The organism is Aliiroseovarius sp. PTFE2010 (assembly GCF_049943335.1).
GTDB lineage: Bacteria > Pseudomonadota > Alphaproteobacteria > Rhodobacterales > Rhodobacteraceae > JBNFVY01.
This window is the reverse complement of the sequence record NZ_JBNFVY010000014.1, coordinates 1-17,936: the sequence shown is the minus strand read 5'-3', so window position 1 is coordinate 17,936 and position 17,936 is coordinate 1. Positions and strand designations below refer to the sequence as shown.

13 protein-coding genes and 1 tRNA gene are annotated in these 17,936 nt (G+C 60.2%); 7 read left to right on the top strand and 7 right to left on the bottom strand.

The genetic code is table 11. The features are described 5' to 3' along the window. Genes ACP2AV_RS14265 through ACP2AV_RS14250 form a run of 4 tightly spaced genes read right to left on the bottom strand, consistent with a single transcriptional unit; the run spans window position 1 to window position 3,766 of the window. Window positions 1-1,137: a DNA polymerase III subunit delta' gene (locus ACP2AV_RS14265; protein ID WP_426373456.1), complete on the bottom strand. Its 1,137-nt coding sequence runs from the start codon at window positions 1,135-1,137 to the stop codon at window positions 1-3. Then, a complete protein-coding gene (tmk, locus tag ACP2AV_RS14260; protein ID WP_426373455.1) occupies window positions 1,134-1,736 on the bottom strand; it encodes a dTMP kinase in 603 nt (200 codons plus the stop codon). Before tmk ends, ACP2AV_RS14265 begins: the two co-directional genes overlap by 4 nt. A gap of 5 nt (window positions 1,737-1,741) precedes the next feature. After that, complete coding sequence (locus ACP2AV_RS14255) at window positions 1,742-2,905, bottom strand: D-alanyl-D-alanine carboxypeptidase family protein (RefSeq protein WP_426373454.1); 1,164 nt, start codon at window positions 2,903-2,905, stop codon at window positions 1,742-1,744. Between the two features lie 15 nt (window positions 2,906-2,920). Then, the gene (locus tag ACP2AV_RS14250) at window positions 2,921-3,766 is read right to left on the bottom strand and encodes an SPOR domain-containing protein (RefSeq protein ID WP_426373498.1); all 846 of its coding nucleotides are present in this window, start codon (window positions 3,764-3,766) and stop codon (window positions 2,921-2,923) included. 230 nt (window positions 3,767-3,996) lie between these two features. Here ACP2AV_RS14250 and ACP2AV_RS14245 point away from each other — a divergent pair. From ACP2AV_RS14245 to ACP2AV_RS14225, 5 genes are all read left to right on the top strand, one after another. Continuing rightward, window positions 3,997-4,086: transfer RNA gene (locus ACP2AV_RS14245), tRNA-Ser, on the top strand. Between the two features lie 466 nt (window positions 4,087-4,552). Next, window positions 4,553-5,983, top strand: coding sequence for a DNA (cytosine-5-)-methyltransferase (gene dcm / locus ACP2AV_RS14240; RefSeq protein WP_426373453.1), 1,431 nt, complete (start codon window positions 4,553-4,555; stop codon window positions 5,981-5,983). Then, the gene (locus ACP2AV_RS14235; protein ID WP_426373452.1) at window positions 5,980-7,914 is read left to right on the top strand and encodes a DUF262 domain-containing protein; all 1,935 of its coding nucleotides are present in this window, start codon (window positions 5,980-5,982) and stop codon (window positions 7,912-7,914) included. Before dcm ends, ACP2AV_RS14235 begins: the two co-directional genes overlap by 4 nt. A 107-nt stretch (window positions 7,915-8,021) precedes the next feature. Next, on the top strand, window positions 8,022-10,724 hold the full coding sequence (locus ACP2AV_RS14230) for a Z1 domain-containing protein (RefSeq protein WP_426373451.1): 2,703 nt from the start codon (window positions 8,022-8,024) through the stop codon (window positions 10,722-10,724). An 11-nt stretch (window positions 10,725-10,735) separates the two neighbouring features. Further along, window positions 10,736-11,797: a PD-(D/E)XK motif protein gene (locus ACP2AV_RS14225; protein WP_426373450.1), complete on the top strand. Its 1,062-nt coding sequence runs from the start codon at window positions 10,736-10,738 to the stop codon at window positions 11,795-11,797. Window positions 11,798-11,944: 147 nt separating this feature from the next. On the opposite strand, the gene ACP2AV_RS14220 is transcribed toward ACP2AV_RS14225, so the two are convergent. The 3 genes from ACP2AV_RS14220 to ACP2AV_RS14210 are packed head-to-tail and all read right to left on the bottom strand — an operon-like array spanning window position 11,945 to window position 14,093. After that, window positions 11,945-12,337, bottom strand: coding sequence for a hypothetical protein (locus tag ACP2AV_RS14220; protein ID WP_426373449.1), 393 nt, complete (start codon window positions 12,335-12,337; stop codon window positions 11,945-11,947). Beyond that, window positions 12,334-13,644: a recombinase family protein gene (locus tag ACP2AV_RS14215; protein ID WP_426373448.1), complete on the bottom strand. Its 1,311-nt coding sequence runs from the start codon at window positions 13,642-13,644 to the stop codon at window positions 12,334-12,336. Before ACP2AV_RS14215 ends, ACP2AV_RS14220 begins: the two co-directional genes overlap by 4 nt. After that, window positions 13,641-14,093 carry a DUF2924 domain-containing protein gene (locus tag ACP2AV_RS14210; protein WP_426373447.1) on the bottom strand — a complete coding sequence of 151 codons (453 nt, stop codon included), beginning with the start codon at window positions 14,091-14,093 and terminating at the stop codon, window positions 13,641-13,643. The genes ACP2AV_RS14215 and ACP2AV_RS14210 overlap by 4 nt, the downstream gene beginning before the upstream one ends. Window positions 14,094-14,488: 395 nt before the next feature. Between ACP2AV_RS14210 and ACP2AV_RS14205 the strand changes: the two genes are divergently transcribed. Together ACP2AV_RS14205 and ACP2AV_RS14200 are read left to right on the top strand one after the other, a co-directional pair. After that, window positions 14,489-16,738 (top strand): hypothetical protein, encoded by a 2,250-nt coding sequence (locus ACP2AV_RS14205; RefSeq protein ID WP_426373446.1) that lies wholly within the window; start codon window positions 14,489-14,491, stop codon window positions 16,736-16,738. A 426-nt stretch (window positions 16,739-17,164) separates the two neighbouring features. Then, window positions 17,165-17,884, top strand: coding sequence for an RNA polymerase sigma factor (locus tag ACP2AV_RS14200; protein ID WP_426373445.1), 720 nt, complete (start codon window positions 17,165-17,167; stop codon window positions 17,882-17,884). Window positions 17,885-17,936 lie beyond the last annotated feature (52 nt).

Below are 17,936 nucleotides of genomic sequence, written 5' to 3'. Positions count from 1 at the left end.
TCAGGCGGCCACGCGGGACGCCGTTTCGTTCACTTTCAAGATCATATCTAGGATCAGCGCTGCGGGGTCAAGATTGACCGCCCGGCCATGCTGGGCGCGGGCGGACAGGCTTTGCTGCATTTCAGCCCAGGCGCGACCGGCATCGGGGCCGGGGGCCAGCCGGGTCAGCAGGGCGGTTTCGCCCGGCGCCGCTTCGACGACGGGCGGCGCGCCAGCGCCGGTGCGCGCCAGTCGTGCAAGGAACAGATCGAACAGCCGCAGCATCAAATCGAACCGATCGGCGTTCTGTTTGCCCGCGCAGCTTTCCGCCAGGCGCAGCGCCTTTTGGCGGTCCAGCCGGGGCAAGGTCGCAAAAAGCGCCGTGATCTCGTGATATATGTCCGTTCCACCCATCGTCGTCAGCCTTAATGCCTCGCCCACGGACCCGGCGGCAAGGGCAGAAAGTGACCCGGCGTCCGGCACCTCGACCCCGGTCTGGGCCAGCGCTTCGGCCAGGTCCTGCGCGCCCAGCGTCGCGCAGCGCAATTCGCGGCAGCGCGAGCGGATCGTTGGCAACAGCCGCGAGGGTTGGTGGGCGATCAGCAGAAGCGTGGCGTTCGCGGGGGGCTCTTCGAGCAGTTTCAGCAAGGCGTTGGCGGCCGAGGTGTTCATGTCGTCGGCAGCGTCCACGATCACCACGCGCCGCCCGCCATCGGCGGCGGACATGTGGAAAAAGTTGTTCAGCCCGCGCACCGTATCGACGGTGATTTGCGCCGCGTGCTTGCCCGTCTTTTGATCCCACGGACGGCGTATCAGGTGCAGACCGGGTTCGGACAGGGCGGCAATGCGATGCGCCACCGGATCGTCGGGCGACACATCCAGCGTGCCGGGCGGGGGCGGCGCGCCAAAAAGCCCGTCGCCCGCAGGTTCGGCCAGCAGGAAGCGTGCGATGCGCCAGGCCAGCGTGGCCTTGCCCACGCCGCGCGGGCCGGTGATCAGCCAGGCGTGATGCAGGCGGCCCGAATTGTAAGCGTCCAGAAAGGCGGCCTCGGCGGCGCCCTGGCCAATCAGACGGGCGGTGTCACGGGGGTGGGGGGCGCCCGGTGCGCAGTCGGCCTGGGGCGCGACGTCGGGGGTGTCGACCTGCGTCGCCCTCATGCGCGGGCCTGCCAGGCGGCGACGACGCGGGCGGCCACGTCATCGGGGCTGCCTTCGCCGTCGATCACGGCAAAGCGGGGCTGACGCGCCAGGTCCAGAAACGCGCTGCGCATCTGGCGCTGCATGGGCAGGCCGAAATCCTCGAACCGTTCTTCGGCGGTCTGGCGCGCCTTGGCCCGGCCCAGCCCGGTGTCAGCCGATATGTCGATCAGAAAGGTCAGGTCGGGCTCAATCGCGATCATCGTCTCGTGCAGGGCATCGACTTTGGCGCGCAGATCGCCGCGGGTGACGCCCTGATAGACACGGGTTGAATCGGCGAAGCGGTCGCACACCACGGTCTTGCCCGCCGCCAATGCGGGGCGGATCGTCTTTTCCAGATGGTCGCGGCGGGCGGCTGTGAACAGCAGGATTTCCGTGTCGGCCGACCAGCGGTCGGGATCGCCCTGCAGCACAAGCGCGCGGATTTCTTCGGCCCCCGGCGATCCGCCCGGCTCACGCGTCAGCACCACGTCGCGGCCCTGCGCGCGCAGATAGGCGGCCAGCCGGCGCGCCTGGGTCGATTTTCCCGACCCGTCAATGCCTTCGAAGGTGATGAACATGGCCGTCAGTTGAGCAATTCCGAGCGCCCGATCACGTCGCGCAACAGCACCTGCGTGGCGGTGCGCAGACGCGGCAGAAACCCGCCGCGCGCCACGTCACGGTCGGCAACCAGTGGCACGCGGGCCTCGGGCAGCCCGTCGCGGGCGATGATCAGTTCGGCGACCGCATCGCCGGCGCTGATGGGTGCTTCCAGCGGGCCGCGGTATTCGATCGTGCCGCTCAGCGCCTCGCGCTGGGTGGCGGGCAGCAGCAAGGTGATGTCCTCGGGGGTGAGCAGGGCGATTTCCTGGTGATCGCCCATCCACACGTCGGCCCGGGCCAGTTCGGTGTCTTTGTCGATCACCTTTTTTTCGACGAACTGGCGAAAGGCCCAGTTCACCACACGCTCGGCCTCTTGCGCGCGTTCGGCTTCCGAATTCAGCCCGGTGATGACGAAAACGATGCGGCGCGTACCTTGCAGCGCCGACCCGACAAGCCCGTAGCCTGCTTCCTGCGTGTGACCGGTTTTCAGCCCATCGGCCCCGATGCCCAGTTTAAGCAGCGGGTTACGGTTAAAGCGGTTTTGCGGCGCGCGCCCGTCAAAGGGGAATTCAGCCTGCCCGAAATAGCCGTAGTATTCGGGGAATTCGGTGATCAGGCGGGCGGCCAGCGTGCCCAGATCGCGCATGGACAAACGGTGGTTCGGGTTCGGCCATCCGCTGGCGTTGGCAAAGGTCGAATTGTCCATGCCAAGGGCGCGGGCGCGGTCATTCATCAGCCGGGCAAAGGCGTCTTCCGACCCGGCCAGCCCTTCGGCCACCACCACGCAGGCGTCATTGCCCGACAGCACGATGATGCCCTGGATCAGCTCTTCGACGGTGGGACGGTCGGTTTCGTTCAGGAACATGGTCGAGCCGCCCATCGACTTGGCCTTGGTCGACACGCCAAACCGCGTATCCAGCGTGACGCGCCCGTCTTTCAACGCCTCGAACAGCATGTTCAGCGTCATCAGTTTGGACATCGAAGCCGGGGGCAGGGGCGTGTCGGCATCCTTTTCCAAGAGCACCGTGCCCGTGGTCAGATCCAGCACATAGGCCGCCCGTGCGCGGGTTTCGAATGCGGCCTGCGCGGCCGTCCCGACGAGCATCAGCGCGATGACGGCGGTGATCAGGCGGGTGAGGCGAAACATAGGGCGTGCCTTTCGTTAATTCGTGACCGCATAGGCGTCGTTAAAGCCCATGCCTTTGACTTTCTTGAGCAATGCGCTGCGATCCGCGCTGGTCGTGGCCGGTCCGACCACGACACGCCAGAACGACTTGCCCGACGACGTGCCAGGTTTGATCGTCGGCACGATCCCTGCCTTGCGCATCATGTCTGCGGTGCGCGCGGCGTTCGCCTCGACGCTGAAAATCCCGATTTGGACGAAGGGTTTGTCCAGATTGACTGTCGGTTTTGGCGCGCTGGCGGTCGTCGACGCGACCTGAGCGGGGGGCGCGATGACGGACGATGCAGGCGCTTCGCCCGCTTCGGCGGCATCGATGGCCGCAGCGGCCGCAGCCAGCGGATCGCCATCCAGCGATTGGGTTTCGATCGCTTCGGCATCGGCCAGAACCGGGGTGTCGACTTCGGCTTCGACCGGCACTTCTTCGCGCCGCAGGGCCACGATCGACAGATCGGTGGGCGCGCCGGCCAGCATGCCCAATTCCTCGGCCGCATCCGACGACACCTGGATCGACGGGCCGGGGTTCGAACGTTCGCGCTTGAACAGCGCGCCAATCACGAACTTGTTGTTTTGCGTATTGCGGATGATCACCCGTTCGGGGTCGGTAGCGTCGTCATGGGCGACCCACACGCCACCCAGCGACGGGCGCCCATCCCACAGGCCCTGGCCGGTGGCCGAAAACACGTCGGGCGATTCCACGTCACGTTCGATCATTGTGGTGGCGTTTTCGCTTTGCGCGGCGCTGTCTGACCCCGGTTTTTTCTGGAATAACGGAAAGTTGGCGCCGTCTTCGCATCCGGCAACCGCCACCGCTGCGCTCAAGACCACCCATAATCTTGCTGCCCGAATACTTGCCATTTTGCCCCCTTGCAGACCCGGCCAATCCGGCCTGCCTGGTACGATCTGCTCAACTGTTTTTTCGCGGGCGTCCCGCGACTTTGGCCGCAGTCTAGCGGCGTCGCGCCAACATGGAAAGAGCGCGCCGCCAGCTCGGCGAAAATCAGCAGCCCGAAACACGCTTTCAGAATCGTGAGCAGCACGCTAGACAGCCCTTCGCCGGAGGAGTGGCAGAGTGGTCGAATGCACCGGTCTTGAAAACCGGCGTGCGTGAAAGCGTACCGTGGGTTCGAATCCCACCTCCTCCGCCACTTGCCCCTGCGAAAGCGTTCTCTCGATCCGGCTGCGGCCGGATTTTTCCGCGTTTTCAAAGGGGTTTGCAGAACCGGCTGAACACCAACGTGCCAGCAATCGGCACAAAATCCGTTCTCTCGGCGAGCTTTTCTCTGAACCTCATGACTTCTGCCATTTGGTGAATTTCTTATAGGGCGTTGAAAAAGAAGCATTTTCTGGAGCCGAGACCTGAGCACTTCGACGCAGGTGGCGTTCGGCGAGAAGGAACAGAAATCGAACCTTCGCTTCTTGCTGACCAGGCCGAAGCGATCAAGTTTCGGAGTTATTTTGTATTCCAGGGCACCAGAAGAAAGGGCGGATTGGGCCAGACTCTAGTTCCTCGTGGAAGAGAGATTCCGGGAGGCACAGCAAAGTCCGCGTAGTGATCAACAGACCGTTGGACATACCACATGAAGTGGGGCTATGTAAATAATTGAGCAAATCATGAGAAATCTCGCCCAATCAGGCAGAGACGGAGGAGGCAAAAATATGGGAACCAGTGAAGAGGCATTTCATTTTGTCGACCTCTTCGCTGGGCTGGGTGGCTTTCACGTCGCGCTCGAGGAGTTGGACGGGCGTGGTGTGTTCGCTGCAGAGAGGGAGCCTAAACTGAAGGCCCTCTATAAGGTCAATTTCGGTGTCGATGCTTGGGGTGACCTCAATGAGTTGAGCAGCGACGAAATCATAGCCCTCAATGTGCCCGATCACCACGTACTTACTGCAGGCTTTCCTTGCCAACCGTTCTCTAAAGCAGGAGACCAGCTGGGCTTTAAAGACACAAATCAGGGTAATCTCTTCTTCAAGGTGCACGACATTTTGCGCGTCAAGCGGCCACTCAATTTCATCTTGGAGAATGTTCCCAACATCCTAAAGCACGACGGCGGTCGCACTAAGACTACGATCATTCGCTTGTTGGAGGAACTCGGCTACTCCGTCGCTGTTGAGCACTTCTCGCCCCACGATTTCGGCATTCCACAGGTGCGAGACCGCGCATATTTTGTAGGGTCGCTACAGGGTCTCGATAATTTTGATTGGCCCGCGAAGCATAGAGGTCCAACCGAAATCCAATGGGTGCTGCGCCAAGAAGGGCATTCCGGGCGCGCCATCCCGGAACAGACGCTGCGAGCCATTGACATGTGGGGCGACTTCCTAAGGTGCTCTCCGGCTTCGCTGAAGCTGCCTTCTTTCCCAATCTGGTCGATGGAATTTGGGGCAACCTATCCCTACTTGGACGAGACACCGGCAGGGGTTTGGGTTCGCAGACCTGTCCGAGGTCTTAGCCGGATGGGTTTTAAGGGCAGCTTCGGCCAGTCTCTCGACTGCTCGCTCGACGAACAACTTACGAGGATACCTAGCCACGCTAACCGCCCAGGCGACTTGAATTTCCCGCAGTGGAAGCGGACTTTTATCAGGCAAAACCGCGAATTTTACCTAGCCAACCGCCACTGGATCGACCCTTGGATCTCAAGATGGAGCCCACAAAGCTTCTCGTCTAGCTTCCAGAAGATGGAGTGGAACGCGCAAGGTGAGAACCGTGACATCGACGACTTCGTGCTGCAGGTGCGTGCGTCAGGACTACGGATCAAGCGTCCCACTACCTCCCCAAGTCTTGTCTCCTTCACGCAGACCCAAGTGCCCATCCTCGGTGCCAACCTGGCCGGTGAACGTCGTTACATTACGCCAGCCGAATGCGCTGAACTTCAGAGCCTCGGAGGTATCCAACTGCCAGCGTCCGACATCGACGCGTACAAAGCTTTGGGGAACGCAGTGAACGCTCGCGTTGTCAAAGCAATTGCCGAACGGTTGTTGCACGGGCTCATCCGGCCCACGTCGAGCATAACCTCTGACCTCGAACCCTTAAGAGCTGCTGAATGACTGATCACATTGAACAAGAAAACGACTTCGACGAGGAAGACCAACGGGTTCTCTTCCTGGAGAGCATCGCCAACGGGCTGGCAACACTATCCGAGGCTTCTGACACGCCCGACGGCGTTCGCTCGGTTTCGTCAATTTTCAGCAGCAGTGACGTCGACTTCGCCTCTGCCTCGTGGATGAGCAAACTGGCTGAGGTTCAAGGCTGGCTGAGCCTAAGCGAGGACCTTCCGCTAACAGGCGGCGAACGATTCCTTCAGGCACTAATCGCTGAGTTCAACCTTGAACCGACCGACCTCCTTGCTCCCGGAGGTGTCAACCCGCCGCTGAGTCTTCGCGCGCTTGAGCGCCTAAACGAGCGTGTCGAAAAAGCGGTACGACTCCAGGGAAATTTTCTCGAAGAATTCGAGGCCAAGGGCACTAACCGCGCAACGGCAACCCAGTCATGGGCTGACGCTTGGGCCGAGATCGACGGGATCGAGGAAGTGGTAAGCCCAGAGCCTGTCACGGCAAAGGCCGACGTATGGCCGATCTACCAACTCACCATGAGGGCGCCCAACCTAACGCCGTCGTACCAGCGTGGTGATGTATGGACCAACAGCGACCGTCAGTCGTTGCTGGAGTCCATCTTGCGTGGTGTACCTTTGCCATCCATCATTTTGCTGCGAACCGGACCTTCGACACCGCATGAGGTCGTTGACGGCAAGCAGAGGCTCACGGCCATTCTCCGGTTTGTAGGAAAGCACCCTGTCGCAAAGCAGAAGGTTGCGGAGGTCACAGCTCGGCACAAAGATAAAAGATTCAACGAACAAGGACGTCTTGATGACCTGGGTAAGAGGAATCTGACAGATCTTTTCAACGACGATTACCCTGCGTTTCGCCGTGCCTGGAAAGCGCTAGAAGGCAGCCCACTTAAATCCGCAGATGAGAACGAATACTACTTCCCATTCAAGCTGCGAACGACCGGAGACGGCGGGCTGGTTGGCTCCTACCTTGAGCCTCTCCGCGGAAAGTACTACACGCAAATCAAGGCGCAGGTGATCGACGTCGCTGGTGAGCAAACCACCATTGAGTACCTGTTCGAGGGAACGGCACAGTACAAGATTCCCGTCATCGAATACACTAAGGCCAGTCAAGCCCAGATCCATGAAGTCTTTCGCCTCTACAACAAGCAGGGTGTGCACCTGAATGCTGAAGAGATCCGTAACGCCGTCTACCACGAGGTCGAACTTACACGCGCGACCCTAGCCGCCGCCGGCGACGCCGACCCAAACACTGATGTAGCCAAAATCTCCGGGTCGCTTGCCGGCATCCACGATCTTGACCGCCTTGGTGAGGCGCTGACAGACTACGGTTTTGGCGGCACGCGCTACAAGCGCACTAAGGTTCTCGCCTGGGTCATCTCTGTCTTGGTGCATGACACCAAAGAAAAAGACTTGGCATCGACTAGCCGTAACATCGACCAGTTGCTGATCGCGATCCAGAAGAACAAGCAGCACCCGCTAGCCGACTCATCGACATTAAACAAGCTGTTCACGCTGCTGCTACACGCTGTCGAACTCCACTCAGCGCACGATGAGTTGTGGTCTGATCAGTTCAAGGATGGCGGCAAGGGCGCCAAGTGGCAGGAACTCCAACTCGTAGGTTCACTGGTCGGCATTGCCATGGCCTTAGCGGCCTCGCCAGACGACATCGAGGATCGCATCGAGGCTAACGCTGATACTATCCGAACAGCGAGCGAGCAAGCTGAGGACTGGGAACGTCCCGAAAAGACGCAGACGAAAACTCAGTGGGATTACATCGCCAAGATTAGCAAAAGTCTCCTCGAACTGTTGGAAATCGACCCTGATCAAGCAGCTGAGGCAGTGCGTCTGCAGTTTGGAACCTCTGGGTACGCGTCGTTGCAGCGGATGCGCATCGAACCGAAGAGTTGAGAGCGGTGCCAGGACATTCCCCACTCGTCGAGCACGTCTACTTCAATCCACCCGCTCCCCAAGAGGTGGACTCTTGGTGGGCAAGGTACAAGGCTCAACTCGCCGGCTTGACCGACACAGCGCGTGCCGCAGTTGAGGCAGACTCTCGCTACATTTTGCAGCGCGGAATATTGGCGGCCGACACCGCGAAGCCCGACGAGTGGTCATTCCGCCGCTCGCGCACGGGACTCGTCATGGGCTCTGTTCAGTCTGGCAAGACCGCTTCAATGCTGGGTGTCTCAGCCTTGGCCATCGACAACGGTCTCGACATTATCGTTGTACTCGCCGGGACCCGCCTCTCCTTGTGGCGCCAGACTTATCAGAGGCTGCTGCAGCAGTTGGACTCTGGCGAGGAAAACGCACAGAAAGTTAAACGCCGCCTGCTGTGTCCTGCGCCTGGCATCGCTCTGTCAGAACAGGCCCACTCGCTGACAACCACCTACCGTTTGTCGTCTGCACAGGTTCGAAAACGGCTGCGTCAGGGCATGCCTCTGATCATCGTGGCGATGAAGCAGACTGACCATCTACATGCCCTGGCAGCAAGCCTCCGTGACAACGTTTTCAAAGAAGTTAACGAGCTTGGTCGCACCGTCCACATGCTCGTGCTTGACGATGAGGCCGACGATGGCTCGATTCTCGACGCCATAGTTGAGTCCTCGCAGGACCCCATTTACGGCAACCTGAAGCAGATCCCGCGTGCGATCGCCAACCTCTGGGATCCTCCACAAGGTTCGCCTGCGAATCTCTTCTCGACCTACATCGCCTACACGGCGACCCCCCAGGCCAACCTCCTTCAGGAGGACCACAACCCCCTGGCACCACGAGACTTCCTGATCTCTCTTCGCACGCCGCTTGACGTCGGCCATCCCGTAGATACCACCGACCCTGGCAATCTCGATGCCCCTCGCTCATCGACTTACCCCGAGGCGGCTGGGATTCGTTCTTGCTACACCGGCGGTGAGGTTTTCTATCGCCGCGCGAAAGCAGCTAAACTTTGCGTGCCCACAACCGACTCCGTGCAGCAGGACCTCGCCGACGCCGTCCGAGCGTTTTTAGTAGCGGGGGCCATCCGCCTATACCGCTCTGGCAAGCTCGGCCCAGCGTCCGCACTCGCAATGCAGTTCGACACCAGGGAAGAAGCCCTTACTAAAGTGACTTCACCGCACTCGATGCTGTATCACCCCTCTGCTGCAATCCAGCACCACTTCAAGGGTGCTGAGGACCTCTTGATTTGGGCGGGGATTCAGGATCGAGCCACGGCTCGAGATATCCTGGAAGCTGGAGATACCGGGCTTCCGCAAACCTTGGTGGAACAACTGCTGGCAGACCCCGCCCCATGGGCGCAATGGCTCGAAAAGTATCGTGCCTCCGCAAAAGTAGTCGAGGAGGAGTTCGACGTTCTGCCACCGGCGAGTTTCCCGGACTGGCAGACTGTCGAAGATCTATTGGTTAGGGAGGTGATACCTGGAACTAGGATCGCCGTGGTCAACAGCGACCCTAACGCTGACGATCGCCCTGTCTACGCACCGATCCAGGATGCCGAAACCGGCAAATGGAAAGCAGCTCGTGACCTTTGCACGATCTTCGTCTCAGGAAATGTAATGGCCCGGGGGCTGACACTGGAAGGGATGACCACAGCGTTGTTTCAGCGCTCATCGGCCAACCCGTTGGCAGACACCCAGATGCAGATGCAGCGCTGGTTCGGTTACCGAGGGTCATATATTGAGATGTGCCGCGTCTTCGCCTCCAGCGACCAACTCTCCCTCTTCAGTGCTTATCACGATGTCGACGAAGCGGTTCGAACTGCCATCATTGAGCGTATGATGAGCGACACGCCCAAACCTACCGTCTTGCAGGGGCTCAATTTCGAAGCCACAGGCAAGATCGCAGGCCTGGGTAACCTTCCACTATCACCGGGTGCGCGCCCCTTCGTTACGGTCATCAATGACAGCCACCGGGCGGATCCCAATGCAGACGTCGTGGCTGGACTCTTTGTTCGGCCATCCGAATCCAGCGACCTCACTGTCGCCAATGTGCTGCGGGGCCGAATCCTAAATGATCCACTCGAATTGACCGAGGCCGCCGAACTCTTAGATAGTCTTACTTTCGCGGATTACCGTCCTGGAAACGAGGGACTTTACGCGGAATTCTGGAGCGATATCGAAGCCCGTGCAAACGCAGTCGCCCCACTAGCGGACTCACCTTTCTATCGACCCCCGGTAAGGCATAGTGAGGGAGACCAGCCGAGGCGAGCCTGTCCCTATGCGATCGCCGCTTATCTTCGACTTTGGTCGGCCAGCCTCTCTCGGTCGATTCCGGGCCTATTTGTCACCGGCCAGCCCAGCGATCTGTGGTCCTACGCTGACTTGACCCGCAAGAACGCCGAGCGACCACGATTCTGGATCGGCATTCGATATGGAGGCGGTGCTACCATATCGAAAAGCCCGTTGGCACGGCTTCCATTTAAAATACGCGCCACCACAAAGAGGGTAGCAGGAGGCGAACTCAAGACCACTTGGGGTGCGAGTGACCCCAACGCCGGTCCGGGCCAGTATCGCGGCGACGTCTATTTCGACTACTACCACCGTAGCGCTGAAGTGCCGTCGAGCAGCAACACAGGATGGCGACCCAGCGGTTCCGACGGTCAAATTCTCTTTTACGTCAATCAGCATTCGGACGACGAGCATCCCACTGTCGCAGTTGGAGTCTGTCTTCCTGCGGGAGGTCCAGAGCAGTTTTCCGCCACCCGTGCTGGCGCTTCCATCGTTTAGAAGGAATTCTCATGACCAGCTACGAAGCAGTTCTAAACCAGATCAACACCGTTCCGGCGGGCACAAATGGAGATGACCGAGCCATTACTTGGTTGACGGATGCGAAGGTGGTCGGGATCGCTAGGAATAGTCGCGGCCATTTGGAGCTGTTCCTTGCAGGCGACGAGTTAAGGCCCCGGACCGGCGCGGTGAAGACTGCGCTTCACTACCACTCCTGGCACCGTGAAACTCTGCCTCCGCTGAACGCAAACCGCATTTGCTTGCCTGCGCTGGGGCATTTCGACCAGGTCGGTGCATTTATTGCCGCTGAACTGCTGCGCGAGAAGGCAGATGCCAATTTGGAGCGCGCCTTTGCCGTCACCGAGCCGCTGATCGAACTTGCCATTAAGCGCTTGGAAATCTCCGAGAATGCGATCCTCGGACTTATCGGGGAACTGCTACTACTCGACGCTCTTTGCCGACGGGCGACTGATCCTCAGGTCGGACCAATCGTGCAAGCTTGGGATGGTTGGCGCCGCTCGGCAAGGGACTTCATATGGGAAGGCACGGGCGTAGAAATAAAAACCACTACTGGCACCACCTCAAGTCATGCCATCCATGGCATCCACCAGATTGAACCTACCCCTGCCAGTGATGACACGGCAGGTGAATCGCATCTGCTCCTCGTAAGCATCGGCCTGTGCCAAGCCGATCTCAATGCGCCAGCTTTGTCGATCCCTTCCTTGGTGGAGAGCATTCTGGAGCGTCTCATCGCCACCGGAGCTGGCGGCTTGGTCGACGAGTTCCTCAAGCGCGTGTCTGTTTACGGCACGGAGTCCGGCATCGGGTACGAGCATGCCACGATGGTCAACGAAGCACCGTTTACGACTAAATTTGGCGTGACCTTTGTTCGTGGGTACGACATGGCAGACCCAGGAGTTGAGGTCCTGAGGCGCGATGACGTTATCACCCATCAGCATGTGGATGCCCAGTCGGTCACTTTCCGCATGGAGCTTCCCGCTATGATCAGCTCGAAAAATCCCATCGTAGGTGTCCGAGGCGTCGTGGAAGCGATCCTGAGACTGCACAGTTAGGGACTGTTCACTTCTGAGCAAAGCTGACCCTCGAAGGACTGGTTGGCCATGGCTTGGATGGCCGTCCTACGCGCGGCCCTAGATGTCAGCTTCAGTGAAGCTGCAGAGTAGCTAATCGCGAAACGGCCAACGGCAGCTGAGGGCCGTTCACGTCGTTTCTTTCTTCGAAAACTGTTGTTTCTCCCACTCAACTGGAAAAGGCTCCAGCACCCTCACCAGTGTCACTTCCCGCCCCTGTTGCCCGTCTAGGATCGCCTCAACGATCTCGGGCGCGAGCAGGGTCAGACGCAGGACGCGTGTCATGTACGAGGACGCAATCCCCTCGTGTTCCGCCAGTTCTGCGATGGTGGTGAACTCACCCGTTTCCAGTATCCGCTTCCACCGGAACGCTCGCGCGAGCGCCTTGACGAGAGTGCTGTCGGTCCGGCGCAGTCGGGGAGCGCCCTCTGGCAGTTGCATCTCCTTTCGCCCGCCGCGCTTCACGACGTGGAATGGTATATGCAGCGTCACGGTGTCCGGGATCGACGTCCCGCTGGTCATGCCGCCGCCTCGATGTCGCCTGCAAGCATCTCGAGCGCAAGGCCACTGAGACCGTCGACGCGCAGCCGCACGTTGAGGCCTTCCGTCCCGATCTCCACTCGCTCCACCAGAAGCGCCACGATGCGGGTCCGCTCTGCGGGGAAGAGTTCATCCCACAGCGGATCGATCTGCTGCAACGCGGCGCGGGCGTCTTCTTCGGTGATGTCGCCGTCATGCGCTCGGGTCGCCTTCCACGTCCCGGCCACGATCTCAGGCTGGCGGAACACTGCACGAAGCTGGTCGACGACGGCGGCTTCTATCTCGCCCGCTGGGACACGGCCCACGGGACACGATCCGGAGCCGTGCTTCAAAACTGTCTGACTGACATAGTACCGGTAAAGCTTGCCGCCCTTGCGCGTGTGAGTCGGCGAGAACGCCGCGCCATCGGGGCCGTAGAGCAACCCTTTGAGCAGCGCGGGTGTATCGGCGCGCGTGCGGGCGGCGCGCTTGCGGGGGCTCTCCTTCAGGATAGCGTGGACCTTGTCCCAAACACCCATGTCGATGATGGCATCATGCTCGCCGGGATAGCTGTCGCCCTTGTGCACGGCCTCGCCGATATAGGCGCGGTTGCTCAGCATGCGGTAGAGGTACTTCTTGTCGATCCGGTTGCCACGCGGTGTGCGGATGCCCCGATTTGCAACTTCGCGGGCCAGCTCTGTGCCCGACCCGATCTCGAGGAACCGGGCGAAAATCCAGCGGACATGTGCGGCGCGCTCGTCGTCGATGACAAGCTTCCGGTTTTCAACGCAATAACCGAAGGGCGGAACCCCGCCCATCCACATCCCTTTCTTTCGACTCGCAGCGACCTTGTCGCGGATGCGCTCCGCCGTCACCTCGCGCTCGAACTGCGCGAAGGACAGCAGGATGTTCAGCGTCAACCGCCCCATCGACGTGGTTGTGTTGAACGACTGCGTGACCGACACGAAGGTCACATCATTGCGGTCGAAGACTTCCACTAGCTTGGCGAAATCCGCCAGCGAGCGGCTGAGGCGGTCGATTTTATAAACGACCACCACGTCGACGAGGCCGTCCTCAATGTCCGCTATCAACAGCTTCAGGCCGGGGCGGTCCAGCGTGCCGCCGGAGATGCCACCGTCGTCATACTGATCACGGACCAGTACCCAGCCCTCGGAGCGCTGGCTCGCGATATAGGCTTCGCAGGCCTCGCGTTGCGCGTGCAGGCTGTTGAATTCCTGCTCGAGCCCTTCCTCGGAGGATTTCCGCGTGTAGATCGCGCAGCGCAGCTTCCGGATAATCGGCTTGGTCATGCGCCCCTCCGATGGTTTTTCAGTCCAAAGAAGACCCAGCCGTTCCAGCGTGTGCCGGTGATGGCGCGGGCAATGGCTGAGAGCGATTTGTAGGGGCGACCCTGCCAGTCGAAGCCGTTGGCGGTCACGGTGACGACATGCTCGATGCCCTGCCATTCGCGGATCAACCTCGTCCCGACGATGGGCGTCAGATCGGCCCGGATGCGGCTCTTTTTGCGATCACCGCCATCAAGTTTTTCGCCAAGGGCCTCCAGCCTTTTCACCGTGTCCGGCTTCAGGCCGCCGTAGGCCAGTTCCTGGATGCGGTAGGCCAGGCGACTTTCCAGATAGCGCCGGTTAAACGGCGGCGGCTCGCTGTCGAACAAGTCGCGCCATTGCTGCTTCAGGTCTGGCGTCGAGGTGGTCTTGAGCGCGGCCAGGCGGGCGGGAATGGGATCTTGTTTGGTCATGCGTTTCTCCGGTGAGTTGGAGTTGCATGACGCCATTCGTTGGCTGGATAGTGTAGGCTACTTTCTCCAATTTCGTCAGATACTTCCGCCCGATTATGCATCCGTAATCGAACCAGCCCGACAGCCAGCAGGGCGCACAACTCGGCGCGGCGTTCCGCGGGCGTCATATAGTCGGGTGGCAAGGGGTTGGGTCGTTTCATGTCTAGGGCGGCCGTGCTTGCTGGTGTCGTCACCAACCAAAAGCCACCTGGCAGCCCTTTGTGGGACATGCGCTTTGGACTGCCAACCGAAATGCGAACAGGTAGTGAACATCGACCCTTGTGGAACTGCCTTTCGTCAACGATTATCGGAGGTTGAATCAAGTTGAGAGACAGCATGCATTGAGAGGTTAGTTCATGGCGCGCAAAGCAATTCCGATCGGTCCAAATATTCTTGCGTTGATCGAAGATGCGCGCATCGACCTTGCTCGAGCAGCGCTTGCCGTCCGAGAGGGCGAAAACGAGCCAGATTTCGCCCTGCCACATAACCCATCTGACCTGACAGATGATGGTGCCGTGGAGGCGTTTCGGCTGGACCTCATCCAAACGCTCTCTGAATTTGACCAGGACGAACTGCGACCGGCAGAGCAACGATCACGCCGAATCCGGGCGCTCGCCGACGGAAAGGGCGTGACCTCCCTCATGACCATTGTCGACCAGCAACTTGATGATGCGCAGTCGCAGGAGTTCGACCGGCAGCCAGACCAGCTCTGCAGAAGCATTTGGACCTATCTCAATGCGCGTGAAACGTTTGAGGACGCGGAAAGCTTTCATTTTGCACGACAGTTTCGTGAGCACGGAAAGCTATATGACGCCTTCGAGGTCGAACTCGAAAACCATGTCGCCCTCGATGCGACCGCAATCGACGAGGTGGTGCTGGCAGCCAAGATCAAGGGGGTGCTCGAACTGAAACCCGAGATTTCCTGCACGGTGAAAGCGCTCGATCTGCCCGCAACTGAAACACACCCGGCGTCCATCATGTTGATCGTCCGGCATGGCGGGCCGCTGTCCAGCGTCTATGACCATCGACATGACGGACGCAGGGGAACCATCTACTATCGTCCACCCAACGAGGCGACGCTTATTTACACGCCGTCGCTCCGCCAGATTGAGGTCTGCGCGGACAGCCCCGTGGTGCGCCAGACGGTTAGCGACTCGTTCGCCGAAGTTGCCCTCGGCCACGACATCTCGCAAAAACCGCTGACGTGGAAGCGTTACAACCTCTCGCGGTTTCGTACCTCGCTTCGTCTGCAGCCGCCGGAAATCGATGGTTATGCATTCGCGTTTGTCCGCGTCGTGGAAGCCGAGATCCGGCTCGGGATCTGGCGCCGCAAGCTGCAACTGAAGGTCGCCGTAGATGACGATATTGAAGAGGTTGCGGACAAGTATCTTGGGGCCCGGAACATCTTTCGGCGCGCGGAAGCGTTCAGTCGGATTGCCATTGCTGTCGCCTACAACCGTGTCGGTGATGAAAAGGAGCGGACGCTCAATCTCACGATCTCCGGCACGAAGAGCTGTAACCTGCAAAGCAAGACGGATCCCGAAGAGCGCGCCCTGGGATTCGCTCTATTGAAAGAATTGGGGATCCTGAGCGCATTCCGGCAGATCGCGCCCGATGACCTTCAGACAATCTTCCCCCAACTGGTGCAACTCCATGACCGCGTTGAAGATGAGGTCAGCGGAGGATACTTGCTGGAACTCGGGCTCGACGCCAGTCGCCTGATCGAGGGTGGGCTGCTTGAGCGACGCGACCGTCAGGATGTGGTCCTGATCGACGATGACGACCTCGACGGCGAAGGCACCGTGAAGCCGTCGGCGACAGAGGGCATGGTCAACACGGTGGGCCCGTTCGGCGAGGACGCAGGCAAGCGCCCGGTGTCGGATGTCGAGATGTTCGCGATTAACGGCCAATGGCTTCACGAGACCATCATGCGGCTGATAAAGCCGCTGTTGAGCAAGCGAACAGCCCAGATCCTCGACCCGGACCTGACCATGCTCGGCGCAATGCGGGTGGATGGTGCCGAGGTGCCCGTCTATTTCGCCCGGCGCCTAAATGACCCGAAAACTGCCCAAAGGCTGGACCTGGCTTTGCGCGCGCGAGACACAGCTGGCGTCGGCATCATCCTCGCGGCCAGTGAGGAAATGCCATCGCATCTCGGCTCCAACGTGGTTGTGCCACTTCTATCCCATCTCGCAGCGGCCGACGAGGAGTTCCTGTTCGCCCGCGACAGCATCGAACTCGCATATCGAAACAACCTCTCGCTCGCACGCGGGGGCGTGTCGCCGCGGGTCGTCCGGACAGGTGCGCAGTCTGGCACCCTGTTCATTCCGGGAAAGGCGCCGCTGCACCTCACCGGGAACGATCAACTTACAATCTTCGAACGCCTTGTTGTCGCCGCCGGGAAAGGCAGTCCTGATATTCAGGTCAAAGCGCTGATGGAAGGCTTCGAATCCAGAAGTCCCCAACAGACGTTCCGGAAAAACATGTGGGACAGCATCCGGGACGTCTATATCGGCAAGGGTGCAAAGAACGGATACTGGCGTCTGGTGCTCGCCGAGCAACCGACCGAAAACGTCTCCGATGCGCTGGCCGAAGGGCCCGTCTAACGTCGGTCTAACATGCGCCGGGAGACGGTCTAACAAATCGTTGATTATTGGAAAGGCTCACTCAGTCAGAGGAGCACTTCCATGCCGACTCCCGATACTTCCCGCCAGGTAGCCCAGATGAGCTGGACCGGCGGCGCACAATCAAACCCCAACCCTTTGAGACCGGAATGGCGCTGCACGCGCTGTGACAAGCTGCTCGGCGTCTGCCGGGACGGCCGTATGCACCTGCGTTTTGCACGGGGACACGAATATCTCGTGGGCTTTCCAGTTCAGGCCACCTGCCGCGGCTGTGGCACGCTGAACCAGGCGCAACCACCCGTGCGCTGAGGCGCGCATCTCTCCAATTCCCTGAAATCGCAGAGACGCACGACGTCCTGACCTGGCCACGAGAAGGCGCTGGACGCCTGGCCGCAAGGCAGGCGTCCAATGTCTATCGCGTGGCACGAGATCCGTGATCACCTCATGTTGTCCTCTTCCACTCTCAATTTCCAAAGGAACTTCGAAGCCCTTCGGCGCATCAGCGAACCGCTCGCGCATTTCGCTGATCCGGCTGCATTGCTGGACACGCTGCAAGTCGGCAGCCGCGGGCCAGATGAGAAGAACCGAATATTGGTTGCTCTGGTCCGGGCTGCACAGTCTGGCGACGAGGCCGCCGATTGTGCCCTGACGCTCATGCTGCTGGCGCTCTGGCCGGGGCTGGATGCCGTTCGGCGCAGATCGACCTGGCGCAGGATCGGCACCGGTGACGAGGTTGCATCTGAAATCCTGGCACGGGCCTCCGAGGCCATTCGCTGTCTGGATCTGCAGCGCGTCAACTGGATCGCTTCCACCATCCTCCGAAACATCGAGCGCGACCTGATCAGAACGCGTCAACGCGAGGACAGGCACCAGAACCAGCTTACCGACGCTGATCCCGATGAAACCCCGTCTGACGGCGAAGCGCCAGCCAGCGCCAGCCCGGCACTGCTCCACCGCGATCTCGTCCGCATCGTCGGCAAGGATTCTGATCTGGTGATCCGCGTGGCCGTCGACGGGTTCTCGCAGGCTGAGGTCGCATCGGAGTTGGGGCTGTCTGAGGCGGCGACACGCAAACGCTATCAGCGGGCGACCCGGCGATTGCGCGACGCCCTGCAAGAATTTCGCTGAGCCGATGTCCCGATCCCTGCAGCGCGGTGGCTTTTCCCATTCAGACGCCACC